The sequence below is a fragment of the Actinomadura roseirufa genome (assembly GCF_900659635.1).
In the GTDB taxonomy this organism is placed as follows: domain Bacteria; phylum Actinomycetota; class Actinomycetes; order Streptosporangiales; family Streptosporangiaceae; genus Spirillospora; species Spirillospora roseirufa.
The window spans coordinates 30829-48563 of record NZ_CAACVB010000007.1; the positions used below are offsets into that span (position 1 = coordinate 30829).

General features: G+C 70.7%; 18 protein-coding genes and 1 pseudogene. 7 read left to right on the top strand and 12 right to left on the bottom strand.

Features of this window, described 5'->3' with window-relative positions; all coding sequences use genetic code 11:
- Positions 1-79: 79 nt before the first annotated feature.
- From E1291_RS02900 to E1291_RS02910, 3 genes are all read right to left on the bottom strand, one after another.
- Entirely contained in the window at positions 80-2272 is a 2193-nt protein-coding gene (locus E1291_RS02900; RefSeq protein ID WP_131735954.1) for an AfsR/SARP family transcriptional regulator, read from the bottom strand.
- 394 nt (positions 2273-2666) lie between these two features.
- On the bottom strand, positions 2667-2996 hold the full coding sequence (locus E1291_RS02905; RefSeq protein WP_131735955.1) for a helix-turn-helix domain-containing protein: 330 nt from the start codon (positions 2994-2996) through the stop codon (positions 2667-2669).
- Positions 2993-3367, bottom strand: a complete 375-nt coding sequence (locus E1291_RS02910; RefSeq protein WP_131735956.1) for a type II toxin-antitoxin system RelE/ParE family toxin — start codon at positions 3365-3367, stop codon at positions 2993-2995. Before E1291_RS02910 ends, E1291_RS02905 begins: the two co-directional genes overlap by 4 nt.
- A gap of 206 nt (positions 3368-3573) precedes the next feature.
- Between E1291_RS02910 and E1291_RS02915 the strand changes: the two genes are divergently transcribed.
- The 3 genes from E1291_RS02915 to E1291_RS02925 all read left to right on the top strand — a co-directional run bounded on the left by E1291_RS02915 (position 3574) and on the right by E1291_RS02925 (position 6076).
- Positions 3574-4146 (top strand): YdeI/OmpD-associated family protein, encoded by a 573-nt coding sequence (locus tag E1291_RS02915; RefSeq protein WP_242613904.1) that lies wholly within the window; start codon positions 3574-3576, stop codon positions 4144-4146.
- A gap of 70 nt (positions 4147-4216) precedes the next feature.
- Positions 4217-4549, top strand: coding sequence for a hypothetical protein (locus E1291_RS02920; RefSeq protein ID WP_131735957.1), 333 nt, complete (start codon positions 4217-4219; stop codon positions 4547-4549).
- A 162-nt stretch (positions 4550-4711) separates the two neighbouring features.
- Entirely contained in the window at positions 4712-6076 is a 1365-nt protein-coding gene (locus E1291_RS02925) for an NsdA family TPR-like regulatory protein (RefSeq protein ID WP_242613905.1), read from the top strand.
- Between the two features lie 199 nt (positions 6077-6275).
- Here E1291_RS02925 and E1291_RS02930 read toward each other — a convergent pair whose 3' ends face one another.
- Positions 6276-7250 carry a CU044_5270 family protein gene (locus tag E1291_RS02930; protein WP_131735958.1) on the bottom strand — a complete coding sequence of 325 codons (975 nt, stop codon included), beginning with the start codon at positions 7248-7250 and terminating at the stop codon, positions 6276-6278.
- Entirely contained in the window at positions 7247-7915 is a 669-nt protein-coding gene (locus E1291_RS02935) for an RNA polymerase sigma factor (protein ID WP_242613906.1), read from the bottom strand. The genes E1291_RS02930 and E1291_RS02935 overlap by 4 nt, the downstream gene beginning before the upstream one ends.
- Positions 7916-8323: 408 nt before the next feature.
- Here E1291_RS02935 and E1291_RS02940 point away from each other — a divergent pair, with 408 nt between their 5' ends.
- Positions 8324-8566 (top strand): hypothetical protein, encoded by a 243-nt coding sequence (locus E1291_RS02940; protein WP_131735959.1) that lies wholly within the window; start codon positions 8324-8326, stop codon positions 8564-8566.
- A 26-nt stretch (positions 8567-8592) separates the two neighbouring features.
- On the opposite strand, the gene E1291_RS02945 is transcribed toward E1291_RS02940, so the two are convergent.
- The gene (locus E1291_RS02945; RefSeq protein WP_131735960.1) at positions 8593-8997 is read right to left on the bottom strand and encodes a nuclear transport factor 2 family protein; all 405 of its coding nucleotides are present in this window, start codon (positions 8995-8997) and stop codon (positions 8593-8595) included.
- Between the two features lie 84 nt (positions 8998-9081).
- Here E1291_RS02945 and E1291_RS02950 point away from each other — a divergent pair, with 84 nt between their 5' ends.
- Positions 9082-9642 (top strand): TetR/AcrR family transcriptional regulator, encoded by a 561-nt coding sequence (locus E1291_RS02950; protein WP_131735961.1) that lies wholly within the window; start codon positions 9082-9084, stop codon positions 9640-9642.
- Between the two features lie 16 nt (positions 9643-9658).
- Here E1291_RS02950 and E1291_RS02955 read toward each other — a convergent pair whose 3' ends face one another.
- Positions 9659-10021 (bottom strand): DsrE family protein, encoded by a 363-nt coding sequence (locus tag E1291_RS02955; RefSeq protein WP_131735962.1) that lies wholly within the window; start codon positions 10019-10021, stop codon positions 9659-9661.
- Between the two features lie 273 nt (positions 10022-10294).
- On the opposite strand from E1291_RS02955, the gene E1291_RS02960 reads away from it, so the two are divergent.
- Complete coding sequence (locus E1291_RS02960) at positions 10295-10651, top strand: avidin-fold protein (RefSeq protein ID WP_242613907.1); 357 nt, start codon at positions 10295-10297, stop codon at positions 10649-10651.
- Here E1291_RS02960 and E1291_RS02965 read toward each other — a convergent pair.
- The gene (locus tag E1291_RS02965) at positions 10648-11217 is read right to left on the bottom strand and encodes an Lrp/AsnC family transcriptional regulator (RefSeq protein WP_242613908.1); all 570 of its coding nucleotides are present in this window, start codon (positions 11215-11217) and stop codon (positions 10648-10650) included. The two genes, E1291_RS02960 and E1291_RS02965, sit on opposite strands and share 4 nt — an antisense overlap.
- A gap of 184 nt (positions 11218-11401) precedes the next feature.
- Here E1291_RS02965 and E1291_RS02970 point away from each other — a divergent pair, with 184 nt between their 5' ends.
- On the top strand, positions 11402-12988 hold the full coding sequence (locus tag E1291_RS02970) for an ABC transporter substrate-binding protein (protein ID WP_131735964.1): 1587 nt from the start codon (positions 11402-11404) through the stop codon (positions 12986-12988).
- A 131-nt stretch (positions 12989-13119) separates the two neighbouring features.
- Here E1291_RS02970 and E1291_RS43685 read toward each other — a convergent pair.
- The 4 genes and pseudogenes from E1291_RS43685 to pelF all read right to left on the bottom strand — a co-directional run.
- Positions 13120-13782, bottom strand: a pseudogene (locus tag E1291_RS43685) (sugar phosphate nucleotidyltransferase); the annotation flags it as partial.
- Between the two features lie 15 nt (positions 13783-13797).
- A complete protein-coding gene (locus tag E1291_RS02980) occupies positions 13798-14775 on the bottom strand; it encodes a GDP-mannose 4,6-dehydratase (protein ID WP_278045220.1) in 978 nt (325 codons plus the stop codon).
- A gap of 42 nt (positions 14776-14817) precedes the next feature.
- The gene (locus E1291_RS02985; RefSeq protein ID WP_131735966.1) at positions 14818-16290 is read right to left on the bottom strand and encodes a hypothetical protein; all 1473 of its coding nucleotides are present in this window, start codon (positions 16288-16290) and stop codon (positions 14818-14820) included.
- Complete coding sequence (gene pelF, locus E1291_RS02990; RefSeq protein ID WP_207400519.1) at positions 16287-17735, bottom strand: GT4 family glycosyltransferase PelF; 1449 nt, start codon at positions 17733-17735, stop codon at positions 16287-16289. The genes E1291_RS02985 and pelF overlap by 4 nt, the downstream gene beginning before the upstream one ends.

Genomic DNA, 17735 nt, shown 5'->3' on the forward strand with positions numbered 1-17735 from the left:
CAGGTGATGCCTCCGGGCCTCGACGGGGCGGCCGGCCCGGTCACGCCGCGGAGCAGGGTGAGAGCGTGCGCGCGACTTCCTACGCGAGTTCCAGAGCCCGCTGCAGCTCGGCGCGGGCCTCGGCGTACCGGCCCTGCCGGATGGCAACGATCCCGAGGTTGATCCGCAGCTGTGCCGCGCTGCGGTGATCGGGCACGCTCTCGGCGGCCCGCAACGCGTGCTCGTGCAGGGTGACGGCATCGGCGTAGTGGCCGCCGCTTTCCAGGTAGCGCAAGAGCACCAGGGCGAGCTGCACCGGGTACCAGGCCTGCCCGTGCTCCGCCGCGTGCACCGCGGTGGCGACCAGGTTGGCGCGCTCGGCGTCCAGCCAGGCCAGCGCCGTGGTGTCGTGCAACGTGGGTAACGCCACCGTGGGACGCGACACCCGGGGCCGCTGGTCTCGCTCGGCGGGATACAACACGTCCATCGCCGTGGCCGCGGTGTACAGATAGAAGTCCAGGACGCGGCGCGGCAGCTCGACCTCGCCGTTCCGGACGGCCAGATCCTTGGCGTACGCCCGGAGCAGGTCGTGCATGCCGTACCGATCCCCGTTGCGCTGCACTTGATGTCTGCCGGCGAGCAGCTCCAGGCTTTCACGGGCCGTCGCCTCCTCGCCGCCGAGGAGGGCGGACGCCCCGTAGCCGTCCACATCGGTCCCGGGATGCAGGCCCAGCAGCCGGAACAGGTGGGCCGCGCCGGGCGGCAGGTCCCGGTACGACCAGGAGAACACGACGCCGATGTCGGAGCGCGGATCCCCGGTGGACAACAGGTCCAGCCGCCTCCGGTGATCGGCGAGCTCGCCCACCACCTCGGCCAGGGCCACCGGCGCCCTCCGGTGCACCAGCTCCGCCGCGATCCGCACTGCGAGCGGCAGCCTGGCGCACTGCGCCGCCAGCGCCTCGGCCGCGCTGGTCTCCGCGGTCACCCACTCGCCCGCCAGTCGCCGCAGCAGCGCCAGCGCATCGTCCCGGCGCAGGACGTCGAGGTCCAGTCGGCGCGCACCGTGCCGCACGACCAGGCCGGGCAGGCTGTCGCGGCTGGTCACCAGCACGGCGCTGCCGGCCGACCCGGGCAGCAGCGGCCGGATCTGGTCGACCGAGGCGGCGTTGTCCAGCAGGATCAGCATGCGACGCCCGTCGAGCAGGCTGCGGTACCGGGCGGCGCGCTCCTCGACGTCGGCCGGCACCTGCTCGCCCGGCAGGCCGAGCGAGCGCAGGAACCTGGCCAGGGCGGCACTGGGGGACACCGGCTGCTCCTGGTCGTAGCCGCGCAGGTCGATGTAGAGCTGGCCGTCCGGGAAGCGGTCGCGGGCGCGGTGCGCCCACCGGGTGGCGAGAGCGGTCTTGCCGACGCCCGCGGTGCCGGACACGACGACGATGGCGCTCGTGTCCGGTTCCGGCGCGGTGGTCAGCCGGTCGAGCTCGCCGAGCTCGTACGCCCGTCCGACGAAAACCGGAACGTCGGCCAGCAACTCCGCGGGCACAGTCCGGTCGACCGCGATGGGCGGCCCGGTCAGGACGTGTGCCCGCGAATCCTCGTCCAGGATCTCCTGGTAAGCGGCGGTCAGCTCCGGCCCCGGGGCGACGCCGAGCTCGTCGGCCAGCCGGCGTCGCACCGCGTGATAGGTGGTGAATGCCTGTGCCCTGAAGCCGGCGACGGCGTACGCGCGGACGAGCCGAGCCTGCCCCATCTCGTCCAGCGGGTCGGCCGCCGCGACTTCCTCGAACGCGCTGATCGCCCGGTCCACCGCCCCGGTCGCCAGCATGGCGGCGCCGTACCGGCCCAGCGCCGCCCGATGCTCCGCCACGATCGACAGCACCCGCGGGTGCTCGGCCAGCAGGGGGAGGTCGGCGAAGGGCCGGCCCTGCCACAGCGCCAGCGCCTCGGTCAGGGCCGCCGCCTCCCCGCCGTCGGCGGCGTGGCGGACGAGGCGGCGGAAGCGCATGATGTCGATCTGGTCCGCGGGGACGCCGAGGCGGTAGCTGTCGCCCAGATAAGGCAGCATCTCGCTGGGGGAGCGCGGCGCCCGCCCGGGTTCCAGCAGCCGGCGGAGCCGCTTCACGTGCGTCTGGAGGATGTTGACGGCGCTGGCCGGCGGCTGATCGCCCCACAGGGCGTCGATCAGGCTGGTCAGGCCGACCGGCTGCCCTCCGGCCAGCACGAGCAGGCCGAGCACGGCGCGTTGGGCGGGCGGCCCGAGCAGGAGCGGCTCGTCGTGGAGCCATGCGCGCATCGGCCCGAGCACCTGGATCCGTAGTGTCAACCTCGCGTCCACTTCCGGTCCAATCGATTGTCAAGAATCGCTCGGCGTTAGCTTATCGATCTGATCCGGTACAAGCGATGAGATAGGACGCATATGGCGCAAACCGGACGGGTGAGGCTAGGAGTCGCTCGGATGGTGACGGGCCTCGCCGACCCTGCCGGACCCGCCCGGCTCGTCGCCCCCTCCACGCCCCCGCCACACCGGCTCGGGCAATGCGCGGCACCATCCCGCGTTGGCTCAGATGCTCAGCGGAATCGCAGGCCCTGCCGGCACGGACCTTGACCGGGCCGGGACGGCGGCGGCGTCCACGATCGCCGATGCCCGGTCCACCGGCCCAAGCGCCCCGAGATCGCCGCCGAGCGGTTCAGGCAACCTTGATCGAATGAGGCCCGACGCTGACGGTGACGTCCACCTGGCCGCCGAGTGCGGCGGCATAGGCGCGAAGCGTCTCCAGTTCCATGGCTTCGAGGTCGCCGTTCTCGATCTGCGAGATACGAGATTGAGAAACTCCGAGAATCTGGGCGACCTCGGCTTGCGTCCTGCCGACGGCCTTGCGGAGTTCCTTGAGGTGGTGGCCGGCGATGTGCGCGTTCAGTACGGCGCTCGCTTGTGCCCGGCGCTCGGGGTCGGCCAGTTCGGGATGGCGGCGGTGTGCTTCGGCTTTGATGTCCTGCCAGCGGCGCCCAGTACTCATCGCCTGGCCTCCTTGTCCTTCGCGGCCCGATACTCGGCGTAGCGGGCTTCCGCCAGTGGGATGGCCTCGTCATACCAGCGGGACCACTGTCCGGCCTTGTCTCCGGCCACGAGGAAGATCGCGGCACGCTCCAGGTCGAAGACGAACAGCATCCGGATCTCCGATCGCCCTCGACTGCCTGGCCGCAGTTCCTTGAGGTTGTGTAGCTCGCTGTGCTCCAGGGTGTCAACGAGCGGTCGTCCCAGCGTCGGCCCGACCTCGGTCAACAGGTCGATGGCCTGCTCGACCAAGGCCGCGGTGTCCACATCGCACTCACACAGCTTGAGGAACCAGCTCTCGACCGGTTCGAGGAGGATCACATCCCAGGCCATCGACTCAATATAACCCCTGGCTCATGTCTGGGCCGCTCAGTCGCCCGATTGCTCCGGACCCTCTGCTTCGCGCCGCCGCCACGTGAACACAGGACGGTGGAGCGAGCGATGCACGTTGTTCGAGGCAGCGTGGCATCGAAGAGGACATTCACTGACCTATTGGTGTCCTAGCGTGGTGGGCGTTGGACGAGGACAGGGAGCATGCGATGCCACACGGATCCGCCATCACAGGGCCGGCGATGCACTTCGCGGACGCCGCGGAGTGGGAGGCGTGGCTGGCCGTCCATCACCAGGACGAGGGCGGTGTGTGGCTGGCGATCGCCAAGAAGAACGCGCCGGTGACCCTGGTGAGCATCGCGCAGGCCCTCGACGTCGCGCTGTGTTACGGCTGGATCGACAGCCAGCGCAAGGGACTCGACGAGCACCGCTACCTCCAGCGCTACTCGCGTCGGCGCAAGGCCAGCCCTTGGTCGCGGGTGAACGTCGAGAAAGTGGAGGCGCTCACCGCCGCAGGACGGATGCGGCCGCCCGGCCTTGCGGAAGTCGCCGCCGCCCAGGCGGACGGACGGTGGGACCAGGCGTACGCGGCCCAGCGCGATGTCACCGTCCCGTCCGATCTGGCGGCGGCGCTGACCGTACGCCCGGAGGCCGCGGCCCGTTTCGAGGCGCTCGACAAGACCGGCCGCTACCTGCTGATATTGCCATTGCTGAAGGCCAGGACCCCGGCCGTTCGCGCGGCCCGCCTGGAAAAGGCGGTCGCCGGACTGGCGGGAAACTGACCCTTGCCCAAGGCTTTCGCATATCTGCCTTGTCTCGTTTGCACTGTCCAAATCGGTCATACTCGTGGGCATGCAGCGGAACGCAGGCGCCGCTCGTCAGGCGCGATCCAACTACAACCTGGTCGGCACGATCACCGATAGGCGCCCGGACCGCGGCGTCGCGGAAGTCCTAGAGACCTGGTCGCACGTCGACAAACTCGTCCGCGACCGCGGTGAGGAGCCCCTTCGTTCCGTCGCCTTCATCGCCCGGCTCAGCGGACTTCCGGCCAAGCAGATCGGCCATTTGCGTCAGGTCCGCAACCTGTGCGCCCACTCGGCCGACGACGGCTGGCCCTCGCAGAAGGACGTCGATCAGGCATTGATGACCGCCTACGCCCTGAGAGAGCTCGTCCTGGGCATCTGACACCTGTCGCCGGACTGGCCTTCAGCGCCCCTGCGCGCCGAGCCGCACGTCCACCATGCGCATTGGGGTGAAAACCCTGCGCAACCAGTGACGGACGGTGACAATGGCGTTGACGTGAGCCGGTCGCCTGCGGCGACCTCCAGGCGGAAGGGTGCAAAAGCCATGTCTCGTGAGCAACGCCCTGAATGGGCCCTTCGCCTCGAAGCGGAGCGCCTTGACCGGGGCTGGGGTAAATACGACCTGGCCCGCCGCCTGCGGGGCGTGCTGAACATGCCCCTCACCTCGCCGGGTGTCAGGGGCACCGGCGCTCAGATCTACCGATGGGAACGGGGCATCCACTTCCCGGCCATGTGGGCGGACATCCTCGCCACCGTCTTCGAGACGACGAAGGAAGACCTCTTCGGCGACGAACTGGACAGGCGCGCCCAATCCGCATCGGGGCCCCTTGTCGAAGACGCACCAGGCATCCCCGGCGGTAGCGTGGATCAGAGTCCAACTCCCGAACAGGGGGACGACGACGTGAAACGACGTGCCGCACTCCAGGTGATCACCGCCGCAGCCGCTGGAATCGCCAGCCCGCCAGGCGCTGTGGAAACCGTCCTGTCCGGCATCCGAAATGCCATCGGCAATGCTCTCGGCCTCGGCGCCTGGGAAGCCACCGTCCACGAGTACGGGCAGCTCCTCACCACCCGCCCGGCCGGTGAATTGGTCGGCGGCCTCACTACCGAGCTCATCACGGTGGGGCAACTGCTCGAACGACCCCGCAACGACAGTGATCAGGTCGGGCTGCTCCGCGTCAGCGCCGGACTGTCCGGCCTGCTGGCAATCGACCTCGGCGACGTGGGTGATCAATGCGCCGCGCGAACCTCGTGGGACGTCGCCAGGCACGCCGCCGATGCGTCGGGCGACCGCGATCTACGGGTCTGGGCGCGCGGGCGCGCCGCCCAAGACGCGTTCTGGGGAGAGAACCCAGGGAGCGTCATCGCCAATCTGGCAACGGAAGCCGTCGAGATCGCAGAGGGAGCACCGTCGCCCGGCCTCGCTCGCGCATACGCCGCACGCGCCTACGTCGCCGCAGACCAGAACGACGCCCGGCAAGCTCACGCATCGCTCAACGCTCTCAGGCGGACCGTGGACGCGCTCCCAGAGTCGGCGGAGGAGACCCCACTTGCATTCCGCGAGAGCCAACTCCGCTGGGCGGAGTCCTACGTGTACACACAGTTAGGCGACCGCCAAGCAAGCGCGACACTTGATAAAGCCTATGCGGCCTACGGTGGCGCAGGCCGCGTCGCCGTAAAGAACCTGCGCCTAATGCGAGCTTCGGTTCTCATCAAAGAGCGCGAGGTCGATGCAGGTCTAGCGGAGGCACTGGCCACACTGCATGAATACCCCAAAGCAAAGGCCGCCGGGATAAATCTGCTGACCGGGCACGTCCTACGGGCGCTTCCTGAACAATCTCGGGACCTTCCGGCGGCGCGGGAGTTGCGGGCGTTGGCCTCTGGGCAGAGCCGCACCGCACTCACCTGACCGCGCAGGAGCCCCGTCGAGTGATCGACGGGGCTGCTGTACGCGCTGGGGCCAGGCCCGTCCGGCGGACCAGGCCGGACGCGAGCCTGGGCGGAGTCCATCGCCATGCCCCCGACGTCCATGGCGACGGCTTGTCCGCCAGTGGGGACGGCGCGCGGGCGATCTGCCTATGGACGAGCCGCCGGTGACGGCCGGAGGACTACTTGGGCGGCAGGTTCGTCCACTCGGCGGTGATCGAGGCGCCGCCCGGCACCGAGACCACTCCTCCGTCGGCCGAGACGAAGTAATCGGTGTCGATGATCCGCGACGTCTTCGGGTCGACGACCAGGTGCGCCGACTGATTTCCCCTGAAGGCGATCGAGAGTCCCTGGCCGCCCTTGACCCGGCCGAGGTTCTTGACGTTCGGGTACGAGGCGATCGCGCGGAAAGCGGCAGCGCGGACCTTCGGCGGGGCCGGCAACTGGGAGACCAGGGAGAGCAGGCCCTCGAAGGTGGATTCCTTCCGGCCGGCGGCGTCGAGCTTGCCGGCGCTGGTCCTGATGTTCCCGGACTCGACGGATTTGGCGATCCACGTCTTCAGCGCATCCGGCGTGGTCGGAAGCTTCTGGAGCTGTTCGAAGGTCACATCGGGGCCGCCCAGCCGGAATGGAATGGGGTGGGTGAGCTGGACGGCCTTGCCCCCGGTCTTCTCTCCCTTCCACCAGACTCGGCCGTCGCGCCGAGTCCAGCTCTCCAGCGAGGTGCGTCCACCGCCATTGGAGTTGGTCCTCGTCGTCTTGACGTACCAGTAGGTGCCAGAAGCCTTTGGTGCCCGCTCCGCCGTGGTGGCGGCCACGAGCAGGAGCTGCCGGCCGGACGGCGATGCCGCCGCCTGCGTGCCAGAGCCGTTCTTGGACCCGGCAGGCTCACCGGAACCGCTGCCCCCGATCACCACCGCGGCGGCGGTCACGGCGGCGACGGCGGCCAGTGCCGAGCCGAGAAGAATGGGCCGCCGCTTCGGTGAACGGCGGGGAGCCTGGTCGGCCGACTGGAGGTCTTGGTGGATCTGGCTCATGACGAACTCCTGGATTTGCCGGTGCCGGCCGCTCGGCAGATCCCGTTCCACCGGCCCCGGCAATAGCCTGGCCAACTCGGCGAACTCGTCGGGGTCGGGCTGATTCGGGGAGGTTTTCATCGGTTGATCTCCTGAGCGGACCGGACCGCGACTTCGCGGTCACCATTTACCTGTCCGTGGTCGGGCCGCGGTTCCCGATTTCTTTCGGGCGCCTGAAGCTTTCCAGCGGTGACGAGCTTGTTCAGTTTTTTGCGCGCTCGGAACAGCCGGGACCGAACCGTCCCGACCGGCACTCCGAGCGCCTCGGCCGCCTCGGCGTAGTCGAGCCCGGACCACACGCACAGGGCCAGCACCTCCCGCTCCGGCTTGCGCAGCGCCGCCAGCGCCGCACGCACGAGGGCGAGCCGCTCGCGATCACCGATGCGGGTGACGACCTCGTCGGCGAAGTCCGGCATCACCCCCGCCTTCGGAAGCCGCGACAGCGCGCCGTCGTACCTCTGGGCGGCGCGGCGTACGTTGCGCGCGATGTTGGTGGCGATACCAAGAAGCCATGGGCGCAGCGACTGTCCGTCGGCGTCCCTGTCGACGCGGTCGCGCAGCCGCCACGCCTCAAGAAAGGTCAGGGACACCACGTCCTCGGCCGTCGACCAGTTCCCCGTCAGCCGGAAGGCGTGGTTATAAACCGCGCGAGCGTGCTCATCGAACAGTTCCCTGAACGCATCCGGCTCCCCGGCGTGCACACGGGCACGCATACTCATCTCCACATCCACGGACTGTCCGCCCAAGAATCCGAGTTTCTGTGACCTGCACCACAAGACGGACCTCTGGTGCCGCGTCCACCGAGGCAGCAAGCCCCTGGCGCGGGGCGGCCATGCGTTCCCGGCCGCCGCCCTAGGCCATCGTCGCGTGAGCGCGCCAGGCAGCGATCACGGCGGCACGGGCCCCCGGCGGCCCGTCCTGGCATGGATCCGTGACGCCCGGATCTCCCTCAGACTCCAGAACGCTTCCCGAGAGAACGGCGGGGACCGTTTCGAGGGTCGTCCCGTTGCTTGGCACACGTCGCGCACTTCCCACTGTTTCCTGTGTTCGGCCCGGGGGATGCGAACCTGGCCAGGGGGAAGTGGGGTGGCTGGGGTCCTCTCACCAGGCGCTGGCCGTCGAGGGGCTGTCGACGTCGCCTAGAAAGTGAGCCGATGAGGTTCTTCGTTGTTCACGACGGGCAGGGGATCATCTCTTCGGTGATCACGGTGCCGGATGATTCCACCGCCGTGACGTTCGCCGCTCCGGCGGGGTCGTCGGTGAGCGAGGTCGGCGATCTTCCGTTGGCTCCGGAGGATCTGCGTGATCGCCGGAGGCTGGAGGAATTCGCCGCCGAATTCCAGGTCGACGTCAGTGGTTCGGTTCGTCGCGCCGCGGTGGTCCGGCGAGGGGGCTGAGCCCGGCGGTCCGCGGGGCGGGGCGATCAGGCGAGGGCCTCGGCGATCGCCGCCTGGTCCTGGTACTCGCGCCAGTGGACGATGCGTCCGTCGCGGGCGTGCAGGACCACCACGCACGCGGCGCTCGCCCGCGTGCCGCGTCCCGGCACCGTGGCCGTCAGCCGGTACTCGACGATGATCACCTCGGGGTCGGCGGTCTCGTGGATCACGACGTCCCGGAACTCCTCCAGCGTGAGGGGGAATGCCTCGCGTCCCGCCCGGACCATGGCGAGGACCTTCTCGCGGCCCTCGGTCAGGCGGTGCTCGGCGGGAGCGAACGGCTGCTCCACGACGACGTCGGCGGACAGCATCTCCTCGTCCAGCGCGGCCTGGCCGGACAGGGCGTTGCGCTGGAACCGGGCGAAAAGGTCTCGTGGGGTCGGCGTGGGCATGGGCGGTCCCTTCGGCGTGGACTAACATGAGTGTCGGCTCATGAAAAATATGAGTCGCGACTCATCTTGTCAACGAGTGGACGAATGACGCCGAGCAAGCCCATGCGCGCCGACGCGCTGCGCAACCGCGCCCGCATCCTCGCCGCCGCCGAGGAGGTGTTCGCCGAACGGGGCGCCTCCGCCTCCACCGAGGAGGTCGCCGCCCGCGCCGGCGTCGCCATCGGCACGGTGTTCCGGCATTTCCCGACCAAGCGCGACCTCCTCGCCGCGATCATGAAGGAGGTACGGGACGGTCTCGTCGCCGAGGCCGAGACCGTGCTCGCCGGTGGGCGGGCGGGGAGCGCGTTCTTCGACTACTTCGCCTTCGTCGTCGAACGCTCGGCCGAGGTCGGCACCGTCGTGAGCCTGCTGGCGGAGGAGGGGACGTCCATCGAGCCGGGTGAGCAGATCATGGCGTTCACCCGGGCGTTCGGCTCGCTGCTGGACGCCGCGAAGGACGCGGGGACCGTCCGGCCGGAGGTCCGGCTCGACGAGGTCATGGCGCTTCTCACGGCGACCGCGCATGGCGCCCTGGCCGCCGGATGGTCCGACGACCTTCGCCGCCGGACGGTGGCCCTGCTGCTGAACGGGCTCCGCGCCCGCTGAGACGGCCGGCCCCGGGTCAGTAGATGAGGGCCTGGACGTTCTCGGCGGTGGCCTCTTCCACGAAGGTGGGGGCGCCGGCGATGCGGATGCCGGGCAGGACGTCGTCCGGGCCTATCTCGCGGCGGGCCGCGCACTGGGTGCACAGGGTCACCCGGCCCGCGGACAGGATGACCGCGATGAGGTCCTCCAGGGGCGTGGCGTGCGGGAGGCGGAACTCCGCTGCCCTGCCGGGGAGGGCGAACCAGGACGACTCGCCCGTCAGCCAGAGGGAGACGGGCAGGCCGCTCGCCACGGCGGCGGCGGCGATCGTGAACGCCTGGTTGCATCGTTCCGGGGCGTCCGCGCCCGCGGTCACCTTGATCACCAGAGGTCGGGCCATGCGGAAAGCCTATCCGGGCCGATGGGGGCGCCAGTAGCATCGCCTGCCATGGGCGGCATGGTGAACGCGGGTGTCCTGATCCTCGCGCTGGCTCTGGTGGCCGTGGCGGCGGTGCTGCTGGTGGTGCGGCTCGGCCGGCTGGGGTAGCCGGGGTTGGACGGATCGCGCCGCGGATGATCGATGGCGGACGCTTCGTCCACGCGGCGGCCCGGTTTCGCGACGATGCGTTCAGTGCCGGTTGCGTCCGCCGCGGGAGCAGGCACGATGCCCCCTGTGGATAAGACGAATGTGTTCAATCTGGACGGCCGGCGGTTCGCGATGGTCAGCTCGACCGCGAGCCGGGTGGATCCGGACGCCCCCACGCGCTTCGCCTACACCGAGGCCGACGGGGTGATCTGGGGCAGCTACGAGGGCGACACGGTGGTCCACGGCCGTTTCGTGGGCGTCCGGGACGGGGCCGACGTGGAGCTCAGCTACGTGCACCTGACCACGCGGGGCACGGCCCCGGTGGCCGGACGCAGCTCCAACCGGATCGAGCTGCTGCCGGACGGGCGGATGCGGCTGGTGGAGGAGTTCCGGTTCGACGGGGACGACACCCCGCAGGTCAGCGTGTGCGAGGAGATCGTCTAGCCGGGGTCCCGCATGGCGGCGCGGCCGGCGTCCGCGCGGATGAAGCGCATCCGGCCGTGCGCCACCGACTCGCTCGCGGGGCGCGCCTTCGCCGGCGCGGGGGCGCTGTCGGAGGTCAGGACGTACGGGCGGCGGATGACCTCGTCGAGGATGAGGACGGTCTCGGTCGCCTTCACCGCCGGGATGCCGGCCAGCCGCTCGGAGACCAGCCGGTGCACGGCGGCGACGTCGGTGGCCCTGACCTGGATCATCGCGTCGTGCTGGCCGGTGGTGATCGCGCAGTACTCGACCTCGGGCATCGAGGCGAGCTGGGCGCGGAACTGCGGCCACATCTGCTGCCGGACGGTGACGAAGATGAGCGCGCAGATGCCGAGGCCGGTGCGGACCGGGTCGACCTGCGCGGTGAACCGGCTGATCACGCCGCTGGTGCGCAGCGCCTCGAAGCGCATGTAGGCGTTGGCCCGGGAGATCCCGACCTGCTGGGCGAGGGCGGCGATGGAGATCCGGCCGTCCTGGCGCAGGACCTCCAGCATCTTGAGGTGGATCGCGTCCAGTTCGGTGTGCATACGTCCAGTGTCAGGGGCCTCTGAGGGTGCTCCGTCCGACGATTTGACCATGGATCCGCCGCCTCCCTTCGCTTTGTCTTGTCTTTGCGGCCGCGTGTAGACGCTATGACGGCAGTCTTGCACTATCGGGACTTAAACGTCTAGAAGCAGACATTTCATCTACCGGACTCATCGGAGGCGTCTCATGCCGATCACGCGTGGGGCCACACGGCGGGCGGTCGCCCTTCCCCTCTTGCTGGCCAGTGCGGTCGGCCTGGCCGCCTGCTCGGGCGGGGACGGGTCGTCCAGCTCGGCCGGAGGCAAGGCCCTGGTCGTCGACACCTCGTTCAACCTCAAGACCGCGGACCCGGGCCGGATGTACGAGCAGACCGGCCTGCTCATCGACCGCGCACTGTACGACACCCTGCTCACCTTCCAGGGCTCCGATGTGAGCAAGCCGGTGCCGGCGCTCGCCGAGTCGTACGAGCTGTCCAAGGACGGCAAGAAGCTCACCCTCAAGCTGCGCCAGGGCGCGGTCTTCTCCGACGGCAGCCCGGTCACCGCGGACGACGTCGTGTTCTCGCTCAACCGGGTCCGCGACCTCAAGGGCAACCCGTCGTTCCTGCTCGACGGCGTGAAGGTCGAGAAGACCGACGCGACGACCGTGACGCTGGTGTCGGCCAAGCCGAACCCGTCGCTGCCGTTCGTCCTGCCGAACCCGGCGCTCGGCATCGTCAACTCCAAGGTCGTCCAGGCCAACGGCGGCGCCGCGGGCCCCGCCGACAAGGCCGAGGCCTACCTGAACAAGCAGTCGGCCGGATCCGGGCCGTACGTGCTGGAGTCCTTCAACGCGGCCACGCAGGTCGTGCTGAAGGCCAACGACAAGTACTGGGGCGCGACCAAGCCGACCTACAAGAAGGTCGTGCTGCGCAACGTCCAGTCGCAGACCCAGAAGCTGAACGTGCAGCGCGGGGACAGCCAGGTCGCGGTGGACCTCACGGCCGACCAGGCACAGGGCATCGGCGGCGGCACCCAGACCACCAAGGGCGCCTCCGCCAACGTCTTCTTCCTGCTGACCAACCGGAACCCGGCGGTCAGCAAGACCACGTCCAACCCCAAGTTCGCGGAGGCCGTCCGCAAGGGCGTGGACTACGCGGGCCTGCTGGAGCTGGGCGGCGCGGGCTCGGTGCAGGCCGCCGGTATCGTCCCGTCGATGATCAACGGTGCGCTGACCGCGGACCAGGCGCCCAAGCGGGACGTGGCGGGCGCGAAGGCGGCGCTCGCCTCGGCCGGGATCGCCAACCCCCGGGTCAAGCTGGAGTACCCCAGCGACTTCACGCTCAACGGCCTGTCGTTCCAGCCGCTCGCCGAGCGCGTCCAGGCCAACCTCAAGGAGGTCGGCATCACCGTCGACCTCGCCCCCGCCCCGATCGCGACGGCCCTGGAGAGCTACCGTGACGGCAAGGAGGAGATGGGCCTGTGGTGGTGGAGCCCGGACTACCCGGACGCCAGCAACTACCTCGCGTTCGTCCCCGGCGGCCTGATCGGTGAGCGGTCGGGCTGGAAGAAGGGCGCCGACAAGGAGCTGGAGGACGCCGGGGCCAAGGTCGCGACGACCGTCGGTGACGACCGGTTCGCCCAGTACCGCCAGATCCAGTCCCAGCTCAACGCCCGCGGCCCGTTCGTGCAACTGCTCCAGCCGAGCCAGCGGTTCGTCACGGCCGGCTCGGTGACGGGCATGGCGGGCAACCCGGTGTGGACGTTCGACATCGCGGCCCTCGGCAGCAAATGAAGTCCACCAGCCCGACCGATGACGGGACCACCGCCGGGCGCGCCGCCCGGCGGTGGCCCCGGCCCGGCGGCCGCCACGTGCGCCCGGCCCTCCATGAGCAGCGGGCGCAGGTGGGCGAACTCGGCGTTGGCCCGGTCGTAGTCGTCCGGGCGCCCGATGTCGAGCCAGTAGCCGTCGAAGCGGTGCTCGCGCGGATGCCGCCCCTCGGCCAGCAGATCCAGGACCAGCTCGTCGAAGCCGAGTGCCAGGCCCGGCTCGTACTTGGTGAGCGCGTCCTTGGCGACGCCGTACACGCCCATGCTGACCTGGTAGTCGAGCGAGGGCTTCTCGGTGAACTCGACGACCCGGCCGTCCCGGGAGGTGAGGACGCCGAAGTCGATGTCGACCCGGCGCGCGTACGTCGCCACGGTCAGCGGCGGACCGGTCATGCGGTGCTCGTCCAGCAGCCCCGCGAAGTCGAGGTCGGTGAGGACGTCGCCGTTCATCACGAGGAAGTCGGCCGGGAGCCGGTCGCGCATCGTCAGCAGCGGGCCGATCGTGCCGAGCGGCGCCTCCTCCGAGGTGTAGTCGACGCGTACCCCCCACCGGCTTCCGTTGCCGATGTAGGACCGGATGAGATGACCCAGGTGCCCGATGGCCAGGGTCACCGTGCGGAACCCCTGCCGGGAGAGCTGGTGCAGCAGGATCTCCAGGATGGCGTACTCGTCGCCGATCGGGACGAGCGGCTTGGGCAGCGTCGTCGTGTACGGCCGCAGCCGCACCCCCTTGCCGCCAGCGAGGATTACGGCGTGCATGATGCCTCTCCGTACCTAGATGGTGTACCTGGACGGCCGGTAGCGCGCCAGGTTGACGGGGTCGAGGAACCACTCGACGGTCTCCTTGAGGCCCTCTTCGAGGGTGTGCCGGGGGCGCCAGCCGGTGGCGCGGCGCAGCCGGGAGCTGTCGCAGACCAGGCGCATGACCTCCGACGCGGCGGGCCGCTCGCGGGCCGCGTCGGTGCGGAACTCGGTCCGCGCGCCCATCAGGTCCGCGATCGTGCGGGCGAGCCGTCCCATCGAGATCTCCACGCCGGTGCCGGCGTTGAACAGCCGGCCGGTGACGGCCTCGGCGGGCGCGGTGCCGACGGCGGTGAACGCCGCCGCGGTGTCCTTGACGAAGGTGAAGTCCCGGGTCGGCTCCAGCGACCCCACCTTCACGACCTCGGTGCCCGCGGCGATCTGGCTGGCGACGGTGGGGATGAAGGCGCGCGCGGACTGGCGCGGCCCGAAGGTGTTGAACGGGCGCAGCGTCACCACGGGCACCCCGAAGCTGGCGTGGTAGCTCTCCACGAGCTTGTCCGCCGCTATCTTCGTCGCCGCGTAGGGGGACTGCGCCTGGAGCGGGTGCGACTCGTCGATCGGCACGCTGCGCGCCGTCCCGTAGGTCTCGCTGGTCGAGGTGTGCACGAGCCGCGGCGTGCACAGGTTCCGGACGGCCTCCAGCACGTTCAGGGTCCCGACGACGTTGGTGTCGACGTAGGACTGCGGCGCCCGGTAGGAGTAGGGGATCGCGATGAGCGCGGCCAGGTGGTAGACCACGTCGGCCTTGCCGATCAGGTCGTACACCGACTCCGGGTCCCGTATGTCGCCCGGCATCACCTCCACCTCGGCCATGACGTCCGGCGGGAGCGCGTCGAGCCATCCCCACGTCCCGAACGAGTTGTACTGCGCCATGGCCTGGACGCGGTGGCCCTGCTCCACCAGCGTCTCGACGAGGTGGGAGCCGATGAACCCATCGGCTCCCGTCACGGCGACCATGTTCTTCATCGGATCCATGCCTTTCGTCGAGTGTCAGCGATGGGAGGTGGCGCGGGACAGAACGTCCCCCGCGTAGATCGACAGGACGAGGAACAGCCCGCCGGCCGCCGCCATCTGGACCGTCCCGGGCTCCATGCCGGGGACGGCCCACGCGACGGCGGCCTCGGCGGCCAGGAAGCAGGCGTAGGCGAGCAGGACCACGCCGATCCGCCCGCACGCCTGAAGGATCAGGGCCAGGAAGAACACGCCGCCGAGCCCGAGGAACCCGCCGAGCATGCGCAGCGTGGCCGCCGTGGTGGGCAGCCCGGCCAGCGCCGCCGCCACGGCGACGAGCACCGCGAGCGCGGCCAGGTACCGGGCGAGCGCGCCGGCCAGCACGGCACGGGCGGCGCGGGTGAACCCCACGATGTCCCAGTGCTCGTGCAGCAGCCGGTGCACGCGCCCGCGGTAGGCGTACAGGATCCACTCCGCGACGCCCATGGACAGCGACAGCGACAGCACCGCGACCGTCGTCGAGCCCGACGGCACCGGCCGTCCCGCGAGCGCGCACAGCAGCGTGAACGTCAGCAGCCCGCCGGTGAGCAGCCCGAACGCGGCGAAGGGCAGCGCCGCTCTGATCTCCCGGCGGGTGGCGACCGGGCGGGTGGAGCGCCCCGCCCCGGCGGTGCACACCACCGCCAGCGCGACGGTCGCCGCGAGCGTCGCGAACCAGCACGCCCACACGCCCACCGGGACGGTGCCCGGCGTCCCGTCCGGCCGCGGCTCGGGCAGCGCGCCGCCGTGCCCGGCCAGATAGACCGCGAACCCGGCGACCCCGGGCGCGAACGCCAGCAGCAGCCGCCGCTCCGCGCCGTTGACCTGCGCGACCGTCGCCGACAGCAGATAGCCGCCGAGCCCGGCCGCCAGCGCGGTCGCCGCCGTCCCCGCGCCGAGGATCACCCCGGCGGCGGCCGTCACCGGCACCACCACCAGCGCCCCGGCCGCGAGCCCGTGGCGCAGCACCCGCGCCGCCGCCGCCTTGTTCCCGAGCCCCAGCTGGACGTACCCGAGATAGGCCGTCCCCTGGCTCACCGTCCACGACAGCAGCAGCGAGAACACCAGCAGCACACCGGCGGCGGTCCTGGTCAGCACCGGCGTCGCGGTGACGTAGCACAGCCCCGGCAGGCCGAACAGGATCCCGCGCAGCAGATGCCGCCAGGGCACGGCGCGCCACGGGTCCGCCGCCGTCTCGGGCGCCGGCGGCCGCCGCGGCGTCCGCGCGAACAGGTCCTCGGCGAGCGCGAACACGTCGGGATGGCCGTAGCCGCGGGCCGCCTCGTCGTTGATCCCGTCCGCCTCCAGCGCCGCCGTCACCTCCAGCGGGTCGACCGCGTTCGCGCACAGCTCCGCCATGCGCTCCCGCAGCGCCTCCAGCGCGTCCGCGGCGGAGCCGCGCGGCTCCGCCGCGGACCCGGTGCCGTGCTCGCCCGGCCGCGCGGCCGGGTCGGGCAGGAAGGAGGCGGTCATGCGAGTCTCGCCTCCGGACGGCAGTCCGGCGCGCCCGGTGAGGACAGGCCCGCGTAGATCGACCGGAACGCGTCCACCGCCCGGTCGACGGTGAACAGCTCCAGCGCCCGCTCCCGCGCGGCCCGGCCGAGCCGCCGCCGGGACACCTCGTCGCGCAGCAGCCGCACGCACGCGTCCGCCATCTGCCGCGGCGCCCGCGGCGGCACGACGAGCCCCGTGTCGGCGACCGCCTCCCTGACCCCGCCGACGTCGGTCGCGACGGTCGCGCGGCCGCACGTCATCGCCTCGATCAGGGTGTAGGGGAAGCCCTCGGAGATGCTCGACAGGACCACCACCGTCCCCGCGGCGTAGGCCTCCCGGATGTCGTCGACCCGTCCCTCGAACGTGGTCTGGTCGGCGATCCCGAGCTCGGCGGCCAGTTCCTCGCACCGGGTGCGGTACCGCTCGCCGCCGGACGGCGTGCCACCGAACATGCGCAGCCTCGCGTCCGGTACCTCATCCTTGACCAGGGCGAACGCCCGGATCAGCGTCTCCAGGTCCTTGATCGGATCGACCCGCCCGGCCCAGCTGATCGTCGGCAGCTCGGGTTCGGCGCCGGCCGCCGGGAAGGCAGCGGGGTCGACCCCGTTGTAGACGGTCTCCAGGTTCTCCGGATCCGCCCCGCACCGCACCTCCCACCGCTGGTTGTACAGGTTGCAGGGGGTCACCAGGTCCGCGACCCGGTACCCGGTGGCGCACAGCAGCCGCAGGAAGCCGAGCAGCGCCGACTTGACCGGCCACGAGTACGCCGACCGCTGGTAGCCGATGTACCGCTCCCGCAGGTAGATGCCGTGCTCGGTCAGGCACAGCGGCGTCCCGTGCGTCCACTTGGCCGCCAGGCCGGGCAGCACCGGGATGCCGTTGGACACCGCGTGCGTGAGATCGGCCTTGCGCGGCGGCCGCATCATCGGCCGCAGCAGGTGCTCCAGCAGGTCGATCACCGTGAGGGCGTCGTGCACCGTGGGCCGCACCCCGATCCGCTCGTACTCCTTCCTGCGGCCGGCCCACTCCTCCATGAGCCAGCGGACCGGTCCCTCCGTGCGCAGCGCCGCCTGGAGGCCGTAGTCCTGCCCGAAGTCGAACAGGGCCCGCAGGATGTGCGGGAACACCTCCCCCTCCGGGCCGGAGGGGGTGAGGATCGCGTGCAGGAACGCCCGGCACAGCTTCTCGAAGCGCCGCGCCGCCCCGCCGGACGGGGGCCGCCCGCCGGGCGGCCCCCACATCGGTACGGCTTCGGCGGTGACGTGGTCGGGAAGGTCCCACTTCACGGGCTCCGCACCGGTGATCGTGAGCGCCAGGACATGGAAGGAGTGCTCCGGCATGCCCTGCACGAGCTGGTCGCACCAGACGCTCACGCCACCGTAGTTGTGCGGATAGGTGCCCTCCGTCACCAGGGTGATGTCCAA